The 17,100-nt window shown below is 66.4% G+C and carries 15 protein-coding genes; 10 read left to right on the top strand and 5 right to left on the bottom strand.

Annotated features, from left to right (window positions below; translation table 11 throughout):
* Window positions 1-129 precede the first annotated feature (129 nt).
* From AC6CH3_RS00395 to AC6CH3_RS00385, 3 genes are read left to right on the top strand one after another with little or no spacing between them, the layout of a single operon-like run.
* On the top strand, window positions 130-1,941 hold the full coding sequence (locus AC6CH3_RS00395; RefSeq protein ID WP_498130565.1) for a proline--tRNA ligase: 1,812 nt from the start codon (window positions 130-132) through the stop codon (window positions 1,939-1,941).
* Between the two features lie 16 nt (window positions 1,942-1,957).
* Entirely contained in the window at window positions 1,958-2,752 is a 795-nt protein-coding gene (locus AC6CH3_RS00390) for a sulfite exporter TauE/SafE family protein (protein ID WP_498130817.1), read from the top strand.
* Between the two features lie 43 nt (window positions 2,753-2,795).
* Complete coding sequence (locus AC6CH3_RS00385; protein ID WP_498130564.1) at window positions 2,796-4,235, top strand: pyridoxal phosphate-dependent decarboxylase family protein; 1,440 nt, start codon at window positions 2,796-2,798, stop codon at window positions 4,233-4,235.
* A 20-nt stretch (window positions 4,236-4,255) separates the two neighbouring features.
* Here the strand turns inward: AC6CH3_RS00385 and AC6CH3_RS00380 are convergent, their stop codons facing one another.
* From AC6CH3_RS00380 to AC6CH3_RS00370, 3 genes are all read right to left on the bottom strand, one after another.
* On the bottom strand, window positions 4,256-5,290 hold the full coding sequence (locus tag AC6CH3_RS00380; RefSeq protein ID WP_498130563.1) for an aminoglycoside phosphotransferase family protein: 1,035 nt from the start codon (window positions 5,288-5,290) through the stop codon (window positions 4,256-4,258).
* 88 nt (window positions 5,291-5,378) lie between these two features.
* A complete protein-coding gene (locus tag AC6CH3_RS00375) occupies window positions 5,379-6,122 on the bottom strand; it encodes a VIT1/CCC1 transporter family protein (protein ID WP_498130562.1) in 744 nt (247 codons plus the stop codon).
* 64 nt (window positions 6,123-6,186) lie between these two features.
* Window positions 6,187-7,461 (bottom strand): ferritin-like domain-containing protein, encoded by a 1,275-nt coding sequence (locus AC6CH3_RS00370; RefSeq protein WP_498130561.1) that lies wholly within the window; start codon window positions 7,459-7,461, stop codon window positions 6,187-6,189.
* Between the two features lie 105 nt (window positions 7,462-7,566).
* Here AC6CH3_RS00370 and rimP point away from each other — a divergent pair, with 105 nt between their 5' ends.
* The 5 genes from rimP to rbfA all read left to right on the top strand — a co-directional run bounded on the left by rimP (window position 7,567) and on the right by rbfA (window position 13,492).
* Window positions 7,567-8,184, top strand: coding sequence for a ribosome maturation factor RimP (gene rimP, locus AC6CH3_RS00365; RefSeq protein ID WP_494034120.1), 618 nt, complete (start codon window positions 7,567-7,569; stop codon window positions 8,182-8,184).
* Window positions 8,184-9,161: a transcription termination factor NusA gene (gene nusA / locus AC6CH3_RS00360; protein ID WP_498130560.1), complete on the top strand. Its 978-nt coding sequence runs from the start codon at window positions 8,184-8,186 to the stop codon at window positions 9,159-9,161. The genes rimP and nusA overlap by 1 nt, the downstream gene beginning before the upstream one ends.
* A 231-nt stretch (window positions 9,162-9,392) precedes the next feature.
* Window positions 9,393-9,734: a YlxR family protein gene (locus AC6CH3_RS00355; protein WP_498130559.1), complete on the top strand. Its 342-nt coding sequence runs from the start codon at window positions 9,393-9,395 to the stop codon at window positions 9,732-9,734.
* 152 nt (window positions 9,735-9,886) lie between these two features.
* Window positions 9,887-12,823 carry a translation initiation factor IF-2 gene (infB, locus tag AC6CH3_RS00350; protein WP_498130558.1) on the top strand — a complete coding sequence of 979 codons (2,937 nt, stop codon included), beginning with the start codon at window positions 9,887-9,889 and terminating at the stop codon, window positions 12,821-12,823.
* A 159-nt stretch (window positions 12,824-12,982) separates the two neighbouring features.
* Window positions 12,983-13,492, top strand: coding sequence for a 30S ribosome-binding factor RbfA (gene rbfA, locus AC6CH3_RS00345; protein WP_498130557.1), 510 nt, complete (start codon window positions 12,983-12,985; stop codon window positions 13,490-13,492).
* Between the two features lie 126 nt (window positions 13,493-13,618).
* Here rbfA and AC6CH3_RS00340 read toward each other — a convergent pair whose 3' ends face one another.
* Window positions 13,619-14,812: a ScyD/ScyE family protein gene (locus tag AC6CH3_RS00340; protein ID WP_498130556.1), complete on the bottom strand. Its 1,194-nt coding sequence runs from the start codon at window positions 14,810-14,812 to the stop codon at window positions 13,619-13,621.
* A 101-nt stretch (window positions 14,813-14,913) separates the two neighbouring features.
* On the opposite strand from AC6CH3_RS00340, the gene AC6CH3_RS00335 reads away from it, so the two are divergent.
* Together AC6CH3_RS00335 and trxA are read left to right on the top strand one after the other, a co-directional pair.
* Window positions 14,914-15,399, top strand: a complete 486-nt coding sequence (locus AC6CH3_RS00335) for a nucleoside deaminase (protein WP_498130555.1) — start codon at window positions 14,914-14,916, stop codon at window positions 15,397-15,399.
* A 3-nt stretch (window positions 15,400-15,402) separates the two neighbouring features.
* The gene (gene trxA, locus AC6CH3_RS00330; protein ID WP_498130554.1) at window positions 15,403-15,840 is read left to right on the top strand and encodes a thioredoxin; all 438 of its coding nucleotides are present in this window, start codon (window positions 15,403-15,405) and stop codon (window positions 15,838-15,840) included.
* 29 nt (window positions 15,841-15,869) lie between these two features.
* Here trxA and AC6CH3_RS00325 read toward each other — a convergent pair whose 3' ends face one another.
* Window positions 15,870-17,024 (bottom strand): pyridoxal phosphate-dependent aminotransferase, encoded by a 1,155-nt coding sequence (locus AC6CH3_RS00325; RefSeq protein WP_498130553.1) that lies wholly within the window; start codon window positions 17,022-17,024, stop codon window positions 15,870-15,872.
* Between the last annotated feature and the right edge of the window lie 76 nt (window positions 17,025-17,100).

Raw genomic sequence — 17,100 nt, 5'->3', positions numbered from 1 at the left:
GGCTCTTCTGTTGCGGTTCGGTTCTTGGGCGCGAGCCCTGCGGAACCCCCGCGGAAGCCGAGGCGTTGCCTTGCCGGTAGATTAGTACCCAGACATTTCAGCACTTCCCCCAGAAACGGATACTTACCCGTGGTCCTTCGACTTTCCAAGCTGTTCCTGCGCACCCTGCGCGAAGACCCCGCCGACGCTGAGGTAGCGAGCCACCGGCTCCTGGTCCGTGCCGGCTACATCCGCAGGGCTGCGCCGGGCATCTATACGTGGCTGCCGCTGGGTTTGAGCGTCCTGCGCAAGGTGGAGCAGGTGATCCGCGAGGAGATGGCCGCCATCGGCGCCCAGGAAGTCCATTTCCCTGCCCTGCTGCCGAAGGAGCCCTACGAGGCCACGAACCGCTGGACGGAGTACGGCGAGGGCATCTTCCGGCTCAAGGACCGGAAGGGTGGTGACTACCTCCTCGCCCCGACACACGAGGAAATGTTCACCCTGCTCGTCAAGGATCTCTACTCCTCGTACAAGGATCTGCCGCTGAGCATCTACCAGATCCAGAACAAATACCGCGACGAAGCCCGCCCGCGTGCCGGCCTGCTGCGCGGCCGCGAGTTCATCATGAAGGACTCGTACTCCTTCGACGTGGACGACGCCGGGCTGGACGCGAGCTACAACGCGCACCGCGCCGCCTACCTGAAGATCTTCGAACGGCTCGGCCTGGACGTAGTTCCGGTGGCCGCCACGGCAGGCGCCATGGGTGGCTCCAGGAGCGAAGAGTTCCTGCACCCCACGGAGATCGGCGAAGACACGTTCGTGCGTTCCGCCGGAGGCTATGCGGCCAACGTCGAGGCCGTGACCACCGTTGTCCCGGCCGAGATTGACTACACCAACGCACCCCCGGCCGAGATCCGGGACACCCCGAACACGCCGACTATCGAGACCCTCGTCGCCGCCTCCAACGAGCTCGTTCCCCGCAGCGATGCCGACGGCGGCCCGTGGACTGCCGCCGACACGCTGAAGAACGTGGTCCTCGCCGTCACCCTGCCCACCGGTGAGCGTCAGATCGTCGTCATCGGCGTGCCCGGTGACCGGGGCATCGATCTCAAGCGCGTCGAGGCGAACATCGGCGCCTACCTCCCCGTCGCCGGGGAAATCACCGTTGAGGCTGCGGGGGACGAGGACCTCGCCAAGAACCCCCTCATCGTCCGTGGATATCTTGGCCCGGGCATGTCATTGGGTTCGCCCCTGCTCGGCCTCGAGGGCGCCGCCAAGCTCCTCTACCTCGTGGACCCGCGCGTCGTCAACGGCACGTCCTGGGTGACCGGAGCCAACATGGCCGGCAAGCACGTTTTCGGCCTCGTGGCAGGCCGCGACTTCGGCTGGGACGGCGTCATCGAGTGCACCGAAGTGCGTGCCGGTGACGAAGCCCCGGACGGGTCCGGCCCCCTGGAGACGGCGCGCGGCATCGAAATGGGGCACATCTTCCAGCTCGGCCGCAAGTACGCCGAAGCCCTGGAACTGAAGGTCCTGGACCAGAACGGCAAGCAGGTCGTGGTCACCATGGGTTCCTACGGCGTGGGCGTGACGCGTGCCGTTGCCGCCCTGGCGGAATCGAACCATGACGCCAAGGGCCTGGTCTGGCCCCGCTCTGTGGCCCCGGCCGATGTCCACGTCGTGGCCGTCGGACGCGGCGAGGAGATCTTCGCCGCGGCGGAACAGCTCGCCCTCGAGCTCGAAGCCGCCGGCCTTGACGTGATCTACGACGACCGCCCCAAGGTCTCTCCGGGCGTGAAGTTCGGCGACGCCGAACTCATCGGCGTCCCCACGATCCTGGCCGTCGGCAAGGGGCTCGTGGACGGCGTCGTCGAGATCAAGGACCGCCGCAGCGGCGAAGCGGAAAACGTGGCCGTGGACAAGGCCGTTGACTTCGTGGTCAACGCCGTCCGCAGCAACTGACACCCCGCAGTCCCAGGTGCTGTCGGGTTTCGAATCGATACAGCTCGCCACCATCATCCTGATCGTGGTGGCGGGCTTCGCCGCAGGATGGGTCGACGCCGTGGTGGGCGGCGGTGGCCTGCTGCAGCTTCCGGCGCTTTTGCTGGTGCCCGGCATCACCCCGGTGCAGGCACTCGCCACGAACAAGATGGGCTCCATCTTCGGCACCACCACCAGCGCCGTCACCTACTACGGGCGGGTCCGGCCGGACCTGCGCACCGCGCTGCCCATGGCGGCCATAGCCCTGGCCGGCAGTTTCGGGGGCGCCTTGCTGGCGGCCCGGCTGCCGGCCGAGGTGTTCAAGCCCATCATCGTCGTTGCCCTGGTCGCCGTCGCGCTCTTTACGGCGCTCAAGCCTGACGCCGGTCACCTGACCGTTCTCCGGCACGACGGCGGGACCCACTATGTGGTGGCCTGCACCATCGGCGGCGTGATTGGCTTTTACGACGGCCTGATCGGTCCGGGCACGGGGTCATTCCTGGTCATCGCCCTGGTGTCGGCGATGGGCTACGCGTTTCTTGAGGCAAGCGCCAAGGCCAAAATCGTCAACATGGCCACGAACGCCGGCGCGCTGTTGTTCTTCCTGCCGCACGGCTCGCTGCTGTGGGGAATCGGCCTGCTCCTGGGGCTGGCCAACATGGCAGGGGGCTACCTGGGCGCCCGCACTGCGGTCCGGCAGGGGAGCCGCTTCGTGCGCCTGGTGTTCCTCGCCGTGGTCGGTGCCCTCATCGTCAAGCTTGGCTTCGACGTCTGGCAGGAAAACTTCGCCTGAGCAGCCTCTTCGCAGGTGCCCCGGAGCGGCGTAGCATGCCTCTATGTCAGCGGGTGCGGAACCGTATGAGGAAGCCCTTGCTGCGGCCGTCCGGCATGCCATCCGCTGGCTCGAAAGCCAGCCACACCGCAGGGTAGGCCCGCAGCAGGCGGCCAGTGAACTCGCGGCAGCGTTCGACGGCGGGCTGCCGCAGTCCGGCATGGCCCCGGCAGACGTCGTGGACTACCTGGCCAGCCACGCCGAACCCGGCCTCATGGCCATGCCTTCAGGGCGCTTTTTCGGCTGGGTCATCGGCGGCACCCTGCCGGCTGCCATGGCGGCGGACTGGCTGGTCAGCTCATGGGACCAAAACTCTGCGCTCCGCTATGCCACACCGGCCATTGCCGCCATTGAAGAGGCTGCCGGCAACTGGCTGCTCCAGTTGCTCGGCCTGCCGGAGGAATCCGACGTCGGCTTCGTCACCGGAGCCACGATGGCCAACTTCACCGGGATGGCGGCCGCGCGGTGGCGGCTGATGCAGGACGCCGGCTGGGACCTGGACCGCGACGGACTCTTCGGTGCGCCCCGGATCCATTGCATTGTGGGGGAGGCACGCCACGAGACGGTTGACCTCGCGCTGCGCTATCTGGGCATGGGCAGTCCCACTGTGGTTCCCTCCGACAGCCAGGGGCGCATCAACGCCGCCGAGCTGGACTGTGTCCTGGACCGCATCGCCCTGGAACACGGCGACCCGAACCACCGCGCCCAAGATCCCAGACCCGCCCCGATACTGGTGTGCCTGCAGGCCGGGGACGTCCACTCTGGAGCCTTCGACCCGTTTACCGCGGCGATCGCTGTGTCGAAGGCGCACGGCGCCTGGGTGCACGTGGACGGAGCCTTCGGCCTCTGGGCCGCGGCCGTCCCGGAACTCGCCGGGCTGACAGCAGGCGTGGAGCAGGCCGACTCCTGGGCCACTGACGCCCACAAAAGCCTGAACGTCCCGTACGACTGCGGCATCGTCGTCGTGAGGGACGCGCAGGCGCTGCGCAGCGCCATGGGACTGCACGCCAGCTACCTCCTCCAGGATGCCGACGGTTCCGGCGATCCCAGCCACAGGGTTCCGGAGCTTTCCCGCAGGGCCAGGGGTGTGCCGGTGTGGGCAGCACTGAAATCCCTGGGACGCGAGGGCGTGGCCGAACAGGTCCGCCGCCTTGCATCCACCGCCGCCCAGCTGGCGGAAAGGCTCGCAGCCATTGACGGCGTGGAGGTCCTGAACGAGGTGGGGTTCACGCAGATCACGCTGGCCTTCGGAGACGACGCCACAACCCGCGAAGTGGCGGAGAGGCTCATCGCCGACGGAACCGTGTGGATGTCCGGGTCCCGCTGGCACGGCAGGGATGTGGTGCGGATATCCGTGAGCAACTGGACCACCGACGCCGGGGACGTCGCCACGGCAGTGGAGGCGGTGCGGGTGGCACTCGAAACGGTCCGCGGCCGCCCTTGACGGCACAGGAGTCCCTTGCCCTAAACCGGTGGCGAATCCCCGGGGGCCTGGCCCGGCTCGGGCAGCGCATGCGCCGGGGGGAGCCCCTCCAGTGTCCGTCCGGCAAGGGTGCTGGCAACCCACAGGGACCTGGCGAGGTCACCGCCGTGGCCCGGCTTTGAAGCATAGGACAGGGCGTTGTCCACTTCGCGGGCGACGCTCCACTGGCGGGCTACCTCAGCATCGAGCCCCGCTGCCATGCTGAAGTCGCGGCATCGGGCCCGCAGCCCTGCTTCCGGGTCCGCGGCAGGCAGGTCCGGTATCCGGTTCCAGAGCACGGGAGCCACGGCGAACTCCGCTTCACCCACCATGGGCTGCGGATCGATGGCGGCATAGGACGCGTGTCCGGGGCGCCGGTCCAGCCTTGCGAGGATGTTGAGAAAGTGGAAATCCGTGTTGACGAGCACGTCAGTGCCGGTCCGGCGACCCACGGCGCCCCTGGTCTGGCACACTTCAAGTGCGGCTTCCAGGAGCCACCGGGGGAAGGGCCGTCCGAGCTGCTCCCATTCGGCGGGAAGATCGTCGCTCCACTGCTCCGCCCTTGCGGCGACGTGGACGAACTCCCGCCATTGCGTCCGGCCGTCGGGCACGATGCTGAGCTCCCGCATGAGCCTGCCCCACACGTCGGCGGCAATGTCCATTGGTTCTGACTGGAGCGACCGCTGGGCATCCAGCCGTTCAAGGAGCATCGAGCACGTTCCGGCGTCCGAGGCAAGCAGGCGGACGGCTCCATGCCCGTTCCAGAGAGCCAATGCATGCCGTTCCACGAGGGCTTCGTCGTGGGGGAAGGCCACTTTCAGGGCCGCAGGAACCCCCTGCGCCCGCACCGGCACTACAATCCCGCCGTGCCCGCTCCATGGCAGGGCGCCAGGCTCCAGGTCAACCTCCAGATCCCAATGCTCGATGCGGCTGCGCACAAGCCCGGGGAGGGAAGCCAACCACGACCGGCCGGCGCTGCTGCGGGAGTAGCGGCGCGCAAAGTCCGGTGGTATGGGAAGGGCAGTTGTGCGGCTCATCAGCCCCATCGTAGTTGACGCGGCCCTCCCGCCGGCCGATGTTCACTGGCTCCGGAAATACCGCGGGCGCGGCAGCGCCGCCGCCCGCCTAGACGATCCCGCTGGCCCCCAGCAGGTTGCCGATGGTGAACGTCGCGGCAAGTGCGAGCCCGCCGCCCACCACCACGCGTGTGGCGGCGCGGACCTTGGATCCGCCACCGATCCATGCTGCGAGGGCACCGGTGAGGGCCAGGGCCACCAGGACGGCTCCGAATGTAACGGCAACGCGGATGGTTTCCGGAGGCAGCAGGATCGCAAGCATGGGCAGGACCGCACCCAGGGTGAAGGCTATGGCGGAGGCAAACGCGGCATGCCACGGGCTCACGATGTCCTGTTCGTCGATATTCAGTTCCGCTGACAGGTGCGCCGCCAGGGCATCGTGTTCGGTGAGTTCGCGGGCCACCTTCTGTGCCGTTTCCTCGGTGAGGCCCTTGCTCCGGTAGATGGCCGTGAGTTCGAGCAGCTCGTCCTCAGGCTCCTCGGAGAGCTCGTGGCGTTCCTTTTCGATCAGGTCCTTTTGGCTGTCGCTTTGGCTGCTGACAGACACGTATTCGCCCAGGGCCATGGATACTGCGCCGCCCACCATTCCGGCGGCGCCCGCAGCAAGGATGGGGCCGTGCTCGCTGGTGGCGCCGGCAACGCCCACCACGATCGCGGCGACCGACACGATGCCGTCATTCGCGCCGAGGACGCCGGCGCGAAGCCAGTTCAGGCGGTGGACCACGTCGTTGTTGTGGGGCTCGTTGTTGTGCCATCCGTTGTGGGGAGATCCTGCAACGTCCGCTGACTCCATGGATCCAGCAAACCACCCCCGCATCCCGCCTGCCAGAGGCCGGCGGGAAATTAGGACGGTGGGGTCAAGGCGACGCTGTGGGCGTGGCGGTTTCCGGCAAAGGGGGAAGCTGCGAGGTGTCGAGCACCAGTCCGGGGACGGGGCCGGGATCGGATCCCCAGCCAACGGCACGCTGTGCGGCTCCCAGGAGCGATGCGATTGCCCAGTGCCTGGTGGGCCCGTCACTCAGCGCCACAAGATCGCCGTAGACGGGCAAGGTGCCGGCCTCGAGGCTGGCCAATCCGGTGGCCGGATTCTTCAGGAATGATGCATCCAGCGCATAGCCGGGTTCGCGGGGCGGGACCGGCGCGCAGTGGACACGGGTGTGGGTCTCTGCTTCGTCCACCAGTGCCTCGTGCGTGGCCAACAGATCCCTGGCACGCTGGCTGGCCGCCTGGTCATCGAGCCGGGTGAGCGCTACCTGGTAGCCGTAGACGGTCTCCACCTCCGTGCGGACTACGCGTCCGAGGGCAGCCGTTGCGGAGGCAGCACCGGCGGACTCGTTTGGCTCAGCGCCCACCGGCGGTACCGTGCCGGCCGGCTCGGCCGGGACGGACGCCGGCGTTCCGTTGCCTGTCGGCACTCCCTCGTCTGACGGCGCTCCCTCGCCTGAAGGCATAGCTGCGGTACCGGATGGTTGGCATCCGGCGGCCAGGGTACGCATTGGTGCCGGGGCGGGAGGCAGGTCAGGAACCGGTGTCCCGGAAGCCCCGGCGAGGGCGATCGCCTGCACCAGCTGAGCGGTGCCGACGGCCGCCAGCAGGCGCGCCATCCCGCCGTCGGCTGTGTGGGCATGGGCGAGGCGCAGCTTGCCGCTGGCAGACAGCCCGGCCGACAGCGAGGAAGCCGACGGCGGAGGAGAGGCAGTTGGAGGTCCACCGGCGGCGGCCGGCGCCGCAGTCTCAGAACCCGCAGTCTTCGAACCCGCAGACTCCGACCCCGCAGATTCCGACCCCGCAGGTTCCGTCTGCGACGGGGAAGGAGCAGCAGACTCAGTGGCATCGGAGGGAAGCAGCAGTGCCCTCGCCTGCGTAGTCAGCAATGTCACAGTGCGGGAATACATCAGCCGCTCGGCACCGGAGGAGTCCTTTGCCATTTGCTGGCTGACTGACCGCAGCCGCAGGGTTTCAGCCAGGGCGGATGCCCGTGCCTGCTCGGAAAAAGGCGGGGCGGCGGGCTCCGCAGAGGGCCGCGGAATCAGCGCAAAACCCAGGCTGAGCACCAGAAGAGCCGTGAAGGCGGCGAGGGCATACCGGAAATAGTTCGTCGTCCGGCCGCTTTCCCTGGTGTCGTCTTTCACAACAGACTATGTTGTCATGGCCGCAGCGAACTCCGTGCACCAAGGCCGCCGGAATATCGTTACGCTAGTAGTCACAACATCATCTATAGGGAGGCGGCCGGCATCGTGAGCAATGCAGAAGCCACGACTTCATCAGACCGGACCGACGCGGGAAAGGCTGAGCCCGCGGCTGTCCTTAACCCCGAGGCTGAACGCCTCCGGTCTTTGCTTGAGCCCGCGGTTCAGGCGCACAGGCTGTACCTGGAGGATGTTGCCATCAACGTCGCAGGCTCCAACCGCGTGGTCCACGTGGTGGTGGACCTGCCCCAGGAAGAAACCGGCGGGGTCAGCCTCGATGTCATCGCGGACATCTCCAAGGAACTCTCCGACATTCTGGACAACGACCCCAGCACGGACAGCCGCCCGTACGACCTCGAGGTTTCCTCGCCGGGAGTGGGGCGCCCCCTGAAGGAACCCCGGCACTGGCACCGTGCCCGTGGCCGGATGGTGAGCGTCAGCGTGATCCAGGGTGACAACGTCACGGGCCGGATCCAGTCGGTTGACGATTCCGGTGTGACGCTGGTCCCGGAAATTGCCGTTAAAAAAGGCATGAAGCCCAAGCAGGGTGACCCCGTAAAACTTCCTTTCGACAAGATCCGCAGCGGAAAAGTCGAAATTGAGTTCAGCCACCTCGACGAGGCCGGTCTGGAAAATGAGCACAATGGACCTTCTGAGGAGGCCTGATGGATATTGACATGAGCGCACTGAGACTCCTGGAGCGTGAGCGCGAAATCCCGCTGGATCTCCTCATCCCCACAATCGAGCAGGCACTGCTGGTCGCCTACCACAAGTCCCCGGGCGCCTTCGAGAAAGCCCGCGCGGAACTGGACCGCAAAAGCGGGCACGTGACCATCTGGGCCACGGAAATCGACGACGACGGCGTGCCCATCGGCGAGTTCGAGGACACGCCTGCCGGTTTCGGCCGGATCGCGGCGAGCACCGCGCGCCAGATCATCCTCCAGCGGCTTCGCGACGTTGAGGACGACAACGTCCTGGGCGAATTCAAGGGCCGCGAGGGCGAACTCGTAGCGGGACTGATCCAGCAGGGCAACAACCCGCACATGATCCAGGTCAACCTGGGAACCGTGGAAGCGCTGCTGCCGCCGCCCGAGCAGGTCCCGGGGGAGAAGTACCTCCACGGAAACCGGCTCCGCGCCTACGTGATCGACGTGCACCGCGGCACCAAGGGCCCTTCCATCACGCTGTCCCGGTCCCACCCGGGCCTCGTGCGGAAGCTCTTCGAGCTGGAAGTTCCGGAAATCGCCGACCACTCGGTGGAGATCGTCGCGCTGGCCCGCGAAGCCGGGCACCGCACCAAGATCGCCGTGAAGGCCAACACCCCCGGCATTAACGCCAAGGGCGCCTGCATCGGCGAAATGGGTTCCCGCGTGCGCGCAGTCATGACCGAGCTGAACGACGAAAAGATTGACATCGTCGACTTCAGCGAGGATCCCGCAACGTTCATCGCCAGCGCACTGTCCCCGTCGCGTGTGAATTCCGTCACCATTACGGATGAGGCCACCCGGTCCGCCCGCGTTGTTGTGCCGGACTACCAGCTGTCCCTCGCCATCGGCAAGGAAGGCCAGAACGCCCGGCTCGCGGCGAAGCTGACCGGCTGGCGCATCGATATTGTGTCCGACGCTGCAGCGCCGCGCACGTAAAAGGAACGTTTCCGCAGTTCACCCGCGCCTGGGCCGGATGTGAGACTGCCCGCGATTGCAGCGGGCAGTTTCGTCCGGCATTTCGGGTCAGGGGGCCCTGAGGGGCTAGAATGGAACATGACCGTGCCTAGCAGCCGGCATCAGTGTGCCCATATGTGTTCCCGCCTCTGCCAGACGGCAGCGGCAGAGCAGCGGGCAGGCAGATAAGTACAGGCAGGAAGATACTCGACAGTGGCAGCAGTGCAACACCTCGGGAATCAGCCGGAACGTACCTGCATCGGATGCCGAAAGAAAGGGCCACGGTCTGAGTTACTCCGGCTCGTCTCCGACGCCGGCGGATCATCCGCCGTCGTAGTGGATGAACGACGCCGGATGGCTGGCCGGGGTGCATGGCTGCACCCCAGCGAAGCGTGCCTGGCCCTGGCGGTCAAGCGGCGTGCATTTGGAAGGGCCCTCAGGGGCGCAACCGAGACCGCAGCCGTCGAACGCCGGATCATGGCAGGCACGCACGCCGTGGACACCCCGGTGGCCGCAGCAACAACCGTCCAACCTGAAAGCGGGTCAGAAAACTGATGGAAACCCGATGAGTTCCCAGCGATGAGTGCGCAACGATGACAACTTTGTTGCGCTCTGCAATGGACCTTTCAGCTGCACTCGCGGCGGAGGTCCGCAGTAAGAAGTAGACGGTTCGTGCCTGGCTCGGTGCGGACCGAGACAGGAGAAATGTGGCCAAGGTCCGCGTACATGAGCTTGCTAAAGAGCTCGGTATTACTTCCAAAGATGCAGTGACAAAACTGCAGGAACTGGGCGAATTCGTTCGCTCTGCCTCTTCCACCATTGAGGCCCCCGTTGTGCGGAAACTCCGTAACGCCTTCCCGGCTGCGGCCGCTTCGAAGACCGAAGCGCCCGCCAGCGCTCCCAAGGCTCCGGCCAAGGCAGCAGAATCACGCCCCGCCCCGGCTCCCGGTCCGGCTGCCCCGAAGGCCCAGGCTCCGGCCCCGGCAGCGGCACCCGCTCCGGCACCGGCACCCAAGGCTGAAACTCCGGCAGCGCCGGCCGCGCCTGCAGCACCTGCTGCTCCCGCTGCCGCAACCCCGGCAACTCCCTCGCCGGCTGCCCCCGCCGCTCCCTCGACGGGCGCCAAGCCCGGCGCGCGTCCGGCCCCCAAAGCAGAAGCTCCGGCAACGCCCGCGGCTCGACAGGGTGGCTCCGCTCCCCGCCCCGGCGGTCCCCGTCCCGGCAACAACCCGTTTGCAACGTCCCAGGGCATGCCCCGCGGGCGTGGCGGCGACGGAGACCGTCCGCCGCGCCCGGGCAACAACCCGTTCGCGACGTCCCAGGGCATGCCCCGTCCGGGCGGCAGCCGCACTGACGGTGACCGTCCCGGCGGTCCCCGCCCCGCAGCAGGCGCCGGCGGTCCCCGTCCGGGCGCTCCGCGTACCGGTGGTGCTTCGGGCGGTCCCCGTCCCGGTGCTCCGCGTACCGGTGGCGCGCCGGGCGCTGGTGGTCCGCGTCCCGCGGGTGGAGCCGGTGGAAACCGTCCCACTCCCGGCATGATGCCCAACCGCACTGAGCGTCCGGCACCGGCTGGTGCAGGCCGTCCCGGCGGCGGAGGCCGTGGTCCGGGACGTCCCGGCGGTGCCCCCGGCACCGGTGGTGCTCCCGGTGCAGGCGGCGGCGCTCCGGCCGGCGGCGGTTTCGGCAAGGGCGGCCGCGGCCGCGGCGGAACCCAGGGTGCCTTCGGTAAGGGCGGCGCAGGCCGTGGCAAGCAGCGCAAGTCGAAGCGTGCAAAGCGTCAGGAACTTGAGCAGATGAGCGCCCCGTCGCTGGGTGGCGTGAGCGTACCCCGCGGCGACGGCAACACCGTAGTCCGGCTGCGCCGTGGCTCATCCATCACGGACTTCGCCGACAAGATCGAGGCGAACCCCGCTGCGCTGGTGACCGTGCTCTTCCACCTCGGTGAAATGGCAACGGCCACCCAGTCGCTGGATGAGGAAACCTTTGCACTGCTGGGTGAGGAGCTTGGCTACAAGCTTCAGGTCGTATCGCCGGAGGACGAGGAGCGCGAGCTGCTCAGCACCTTCGACATCGACTTCGACGCCGAGCTTGAGGCAGAAGGCGACGAAGACCTCGAGGCACGTCCTCCAGTAGTCACCGTCATGGGCCACGTCGACCACGGTAAGACCCGCCTGCTCGATGCCATCCGCAAGTCCGACGTCATGGCGGGCGAGCACGGCGGCATCACCCAGCACATCGGTGCCTACCAGGTCACGCACAACCACGAAGGCGAAGACCGCAAGGTCACCTTCATCGACACCCCTGGCCACGAGGCGTTCACCGCCATGCGTGCCCGTGGTGCGAAGGTCACGGACATTGCCATCCTCGTGGTCGCAGCGGATGACGGCGTCATGCCCCAGACCGTGGAAGCCCTCAACCACGCCCAGGCGGCCAACGTGCCGATCGTCGTGGCCGTGAACAAGATCGACAAGGAAGGCGCCAACCCGGACAAGGTCCGCGGCCAGCTGACCGAGTACGGCCTGGTTCCCGAAGAGTATGGTGGCGACACCATGTTCGTTGAGGTCTCCGCACGCCAGAACCTGAACATCGACGAGCTGCTCGAGGCCGTGCTGCTCACGGCAGATGCCGCTCTGGACATGCGGGCCAACCCGAACAAGGACGCCCGCGGTATCGCGATCGAAGCCAACCTCGACAAGGGCCGCGGTTCCGTGGCAACTGTCCTGGTCCAGTCCGGCAGCCTGCGCGTCGGCGACACGATCGTTGCCGGTACGGCCCACGGCCGTGTCCGTGCAATGTTCGACGACGACGGCAGCGCCCTGACCGAGGCCGGCCCGTCCCGCCCCGTTCAGGTCCTGGGTCTGTCCAACGTGCCGCGCGCCGGCGACACCTTCTTCGTGACCGCTGACGAGCGCACCGCCCGCCAGATCGCCGAGAAGCGTGAAGCAGCCGACCGCAACGCCGCCCTGGCCAAGCGCCGCAAGCGCATCAGCCTGGAAGACTTCGACCAGGCCGTCGCCGAAGGCAAGATCGACACCCTCAACCTCATCCTCAAGGGTGACGTGTCCGGTGCCGTGGAAGCCCTCGAGGACGCGCTGCTCAAGATCGACGTCGGCGAGGGTGTCCAGCTCCGCGTTATCCACCGCGGTGTCGGTGCCATCACGCAGAACGACGTCAACCTGGCAACGGTCGACAGCGCCGTCATCATCGGCTTCAACGTCAAGCCCGCCGAGCGTGTTGCCGAACTGGCAGACCGCGAAGGCGTGGACATGCGCTTCTACTCCGTCATCTACTCAGCAATCGATGACATTGAGATGGCCCTCAAGGGCATGCTCAAGCCGGAGTACGAGGAAGTCCAGCTTGGCACCGCCGAGGTCCGCGAGGTGTTCCGTTCCTCCAAGTTCGGCAACATTGCAGGCTCCATCGTTCGCTCGGGCATCATCCGACGCAACACGAAGGCCCGCATCAGCCGCGACGGCAAGGTCATCGGCGACAACCTCACCGTTGAGACGCTCAAGCGCTTCAAGGACGATGCCACCGAGGTCCGCACGGACTTCGAGTGTGGTATCGGGCTTGGTTCGTACAACGACATCAACGAAGGCGACATCATCGAGACCTTCGAGATGCGCGAGAAGCCGCGCGTCTAAAGTGTCCTAGCGTTACATAGGTGCGGGGCCGTTGGATTTTCCGGCGGCCCCGCATTTTGCCGCCGACAAGGGGCCCGCCCCCAAGTGCACGGCAATCAATCGAACTTGTGTACGTTACTGCCATTGCGCCGTCGTACATTTAAATTTTTAGGAGTAAAAATGGCTGATCCGGCACGCGCTGCCAAGTTGGCGCAGCGGATTAAGGTTGTTGTTGCAGAGGCCCTTGGCCGGAAGGTTAAGGATCCGCGGCTTGAGGGCATTACTGTCACTGATGCCCGGGTGACCAATGACCTGCAGCACGCCACTATCTACTACACCGTGTTCGGTGACCAGGCCGTGCAGGCTGATGCTGCGAAGGGCTTGGAGAAGGCACGGGGTGTGCTGCGCCAGGAAGTCGGCCGCAACATCACGGTCCGGCTGACCCCCACGCTGGAGTTCGTTGCGGACCAGATTCCCGTGAACGCCTCCAACCTGGAGGAGCTGCTCCGCGCCGCGAAGAAGCGCGACGCCGAGGTTGCGGCGCTGGCGGAGAACGCAAAGCACGCCGGTGACGCGGACCCGTACAAGAGCGACGTTCCGGCGGACGTGGACATCGACGAAGACGACTTCGACGAAGAGGACACGGTCCTCGGCGGCAACGACGACATCGACGAGGACCAGAGCAAGTAGGCCCAGAGCGAGTCAGCAGTAAAGAAAAGCAGTAAAGAAAACGGTGCGGCCGGATCCAATGGATCCGGCCGCACCATTTCTCATGCCAGCCCTGGTTTGACCTGCGCTGGTTATCGATTAATACATCTAGCGATCTTTGAGCGGGCGGAAAACTACCTGCCCTGCCGGCGGAGCCGGAGGCTCCGACAGTGTGTTCACCGTGGCGTAGATTTTACCGCCGCTGACGTTCACATCGGCGGTGAGCATCGCGGACAGGACCACACGCTGCTTGCCGGAGTGCGCAGAGAGCTTGAGAACACCTTCCCCGAAGAGAGACGCCACATACACATTTCCGGCATCATCCATGTCGATTCCGGTCGGCGACATAATTTTGTCGGCAAACACTTTCACCTCACCGTCGTCCGGATTGACCTTGAACACGGCGCCGCGTGCACCGAGCGCCGGGTCTTCCGGTCCTCCCGGCAGAGACGTTACATACAGCCAGCCGTCCTGGCCCAGCTCAACGTCGGTCGGGACTGGTTCAAACGCGTAAGTATGGCCTACCGTGCACGCCGGCAGTCCCTGGCTCCCTGCCACTTCGGCAGTTACAAGGAAAGGCCGTGGTGGAAGAACTGCGACAGTTTCCGTTTCTCCAGTCTTCACATTGACAGCGACTATGCTGTTGGCTCCTGCGTCAGCGATATAAATGGTGCTGCCATTTACGCCAATGTCCATTCCATAGGGGTGGGAGTCAACCGTGCCTTTGTACGCCACCCGCACTTCCGGGGGCAGCAAGGCGGCGCACTCCGTGGGCAGGTTTTCGAAACCGTAGCTCGTGCCGCCGTCGGCGTTTTCGCTGATTTCCAGGGCAGCCAGATCGCCGAAGGTCCGCTGCGTGCCGTCGGCAGCTATGCTCCGAATGTGCCCCGCCAGCGGCATGCCGTCAAAGCCGCCCGCCCCTTGACTTTCAGCAACGTAGATAGTTCCGCCGCGACGGTCGCTGCCAGCAACAGACCACTTTGGGTTTTCGTAAACTACGGAACGTTCACCGTTCGCTGCGATTTGCGTCAGCCTGCCGGCGAATTGCTCGCTTACCAGGACGGAGCCATTCGGCCCTGAGCCGATGTGCAAGGGACTCACCAGCCCCCCGGCTAGAACCACGGGTGCTGCTGGCACGCTGTTCTCGGAGGCATGAGTGGCGGGGGCTGGGGCCAAGAGTGCAGTGGCGATGGCCAGAACTGCTACGGATGATAATTGGCTTTTCATTGCGTCTCCAATGTCGGTGCTAGCATCCAGTGCATAGAGACCATTGAACCGGCCCGTAAAAACAGGGCGCCCCAACGCGCGTAGTTTAGCGCCGCTCTTAGGGAGATGTCGATGGCCGCGGAAAACCGCTGAGGGGAAGCCCCGGCAAAACGCGCCGTTCTGGCTATGATCAGAGCATGCCTGCGCAACCGACCGAAGCAGATGTCCTGGAGTACCTGACCGAGGCAGTCGCCCTGGCCGAGAGAAACGTGGCGGCCGGGGGAGGACCCTTCGGTGCGCTCGTGGTCACCGCGGACGGAACGGCGCATGAAGGCGTCAACCGCGTCACCCGGGACAACGACCCCACGGCGCATGCCGAAGTGGTGGCCATCCGCACCGCGGCGGCGGAAACGGCGAACTTCGATCTCAGCGGTGCCGTCCTATACACCAGCTGCGAGCCGTGCCCGCTGTGCCTGGCGGCGGCGCTCTGGGCCCGCATCGACCGCGTCTACTTCGCCGCCGACCGCCACGGTGCCGCGGCCGCCGGATTCGACGATGCGGTGTTCTACGAATATTTCGGCGGTACCCGGCCGGAGCTGCTGCCGGTCAGCCACACCCCGGTTCCGACGTCGGGCGCTCCCTTTAACGCCTGGCTCAATAACGTCGAACGCACCGACTACTGACCCATGCAGTCCCAGCTGACCACCTGTCCCCGCTGCGGCAAGACCAACAGGCTTCCCGCTGCAGCCGCCGGGCACCCGCGCTGCGGAAGCTGCCGCCAGGACCTGCCATGGATCGTTCCGGCGGGCGACGGTGATTTCACCGGCATCGCTGAGCAGTCCACGGTCCCGGTCCTCGTTGACTTCTGGGCCGCCTGGTGCGGCCCGTGCCGGACGGTGAGCCCGGTCCTTGACGGGATTGCCCGCGAGAAGGCCGGGCAGCTCAAGCTCGTGAAGGTTGACGTGGACCGTGCCCCGGAACTGTCCCGGCGTTTTGCCGTGCAGTCCATTCCCACGCTGATGATCATCGTCGACGGGAAAGTCGTGGCCCGCCAGGTCGGGGCGGCTCCTGCTCCCGCGCTGCGGTCCTGGCTGGAGTCAGCCCTCGCCGGCAGCCGCGGCTGACGGCGTACGCTGCATGCGGCAGCCCGGACTCAGCACCGCGCCGGCAGGCGGCTGACGCCCTCCACGAGTCCTTCCGGGCTGCTGCACAGCGCGATCCGGATCCAGCCTTCTCCAATGGACCCGAACGCGGTTCCTGGAGCGAAGGACACGCCCGCCTCCGCGAGGAACGTCCGGACCCAGGTCCGCACATCGCCCCCGCTCACATGGGACACGTCCGCCCACAGGTAGAAGGCCCCCTGTGCGGAGAGGAACGGAATGCCCTTGGCGCGCAGGATGGCGGAGGCGGCATCGCGGTTGGCCCGGTAATGTGCGCGCGCATTTGCGACGTAGTCCTGCGGACCGGTCAGCGCAGCAAGGGCCGCATACTGCGAGGGCGAGGCCACGCAGGAGACCACAGCCTCCATCACATTGTTCATCCGCTGCTCCAGTCCCGGTGGGCAGACGAGGGCGCCGATCCGAAGTCCTGTCAGTCCATAGGTCTTGGAAAGCGTCAGCGAGGTGAACACCCTCGCCTCACCGGGTTCGCTGCTGTCGAAACGCGCGGCGCTTACGTGGGGGACGTCATAGGTGAATGCCTCATAGCATTCATCGGAAATGATCCAGAGGTCATGCCGGCGCGCAAGGTCTACGAGCTGCCGGGTCACGTCCTCGCCCAGCACGGCACCCAGGGGGTTCGACGGCGAATTGAGCATGAGGACGCGGGTCCGGTCCGTGATCAGCGCTTCCACGTCCTCGATCCGCGGCTGGAAGTCGTACTCCGGATAGAGGGGATAGCGCACAGGGACAGCGTGCAGCAGCCGGCCTGTCATGGCGAACGTGGGATAGCCGGGGTTGGGGATCAGGATCTCATCCCCTGGGCCGAGGAGGAGGCTCATGGCAAGGTGCAGCCCCTGCTGCGCGCCGGCCACCACATACACGCGGTCCGCGCCGATGTCGGCGCCGGACTGCTCCCGGAACCTGGCGGCGAAGGCTTCCCGGAGCGCCGGAATTCCGGCGTTTGGCGTGTAGTTCGTTTCGTCGCGGTCCAGGCACGCTATGCCCGCGTCCAGCACGTGCCGGGGGAGCGGAAACCCGGGCTCGCCGATACTCAGCACCACCGCACCGGGCGTTCGCCATGCCGCCTCGGTGATTTCACGGATTTGATTGACGGGGACGTCGCGTATGTGCTGTGCAAGCTCAGGCATGACGTCATCCTAGCCCGGCGCAGCTGGTGTGCTGCAGGCCTGCCGGCCTGAAGGGAGAAAGGAGGCTGACGGGCGG

The sequence above is a fragment of the Arthrobacter sp. GQ119 genome (assembly GCF_059759125.1).
The sequence above is the reverse complement of the archived record's forward strand: the minus strand, read 5'-3'. Positions and strand labels throughout refer to the sequence as shown.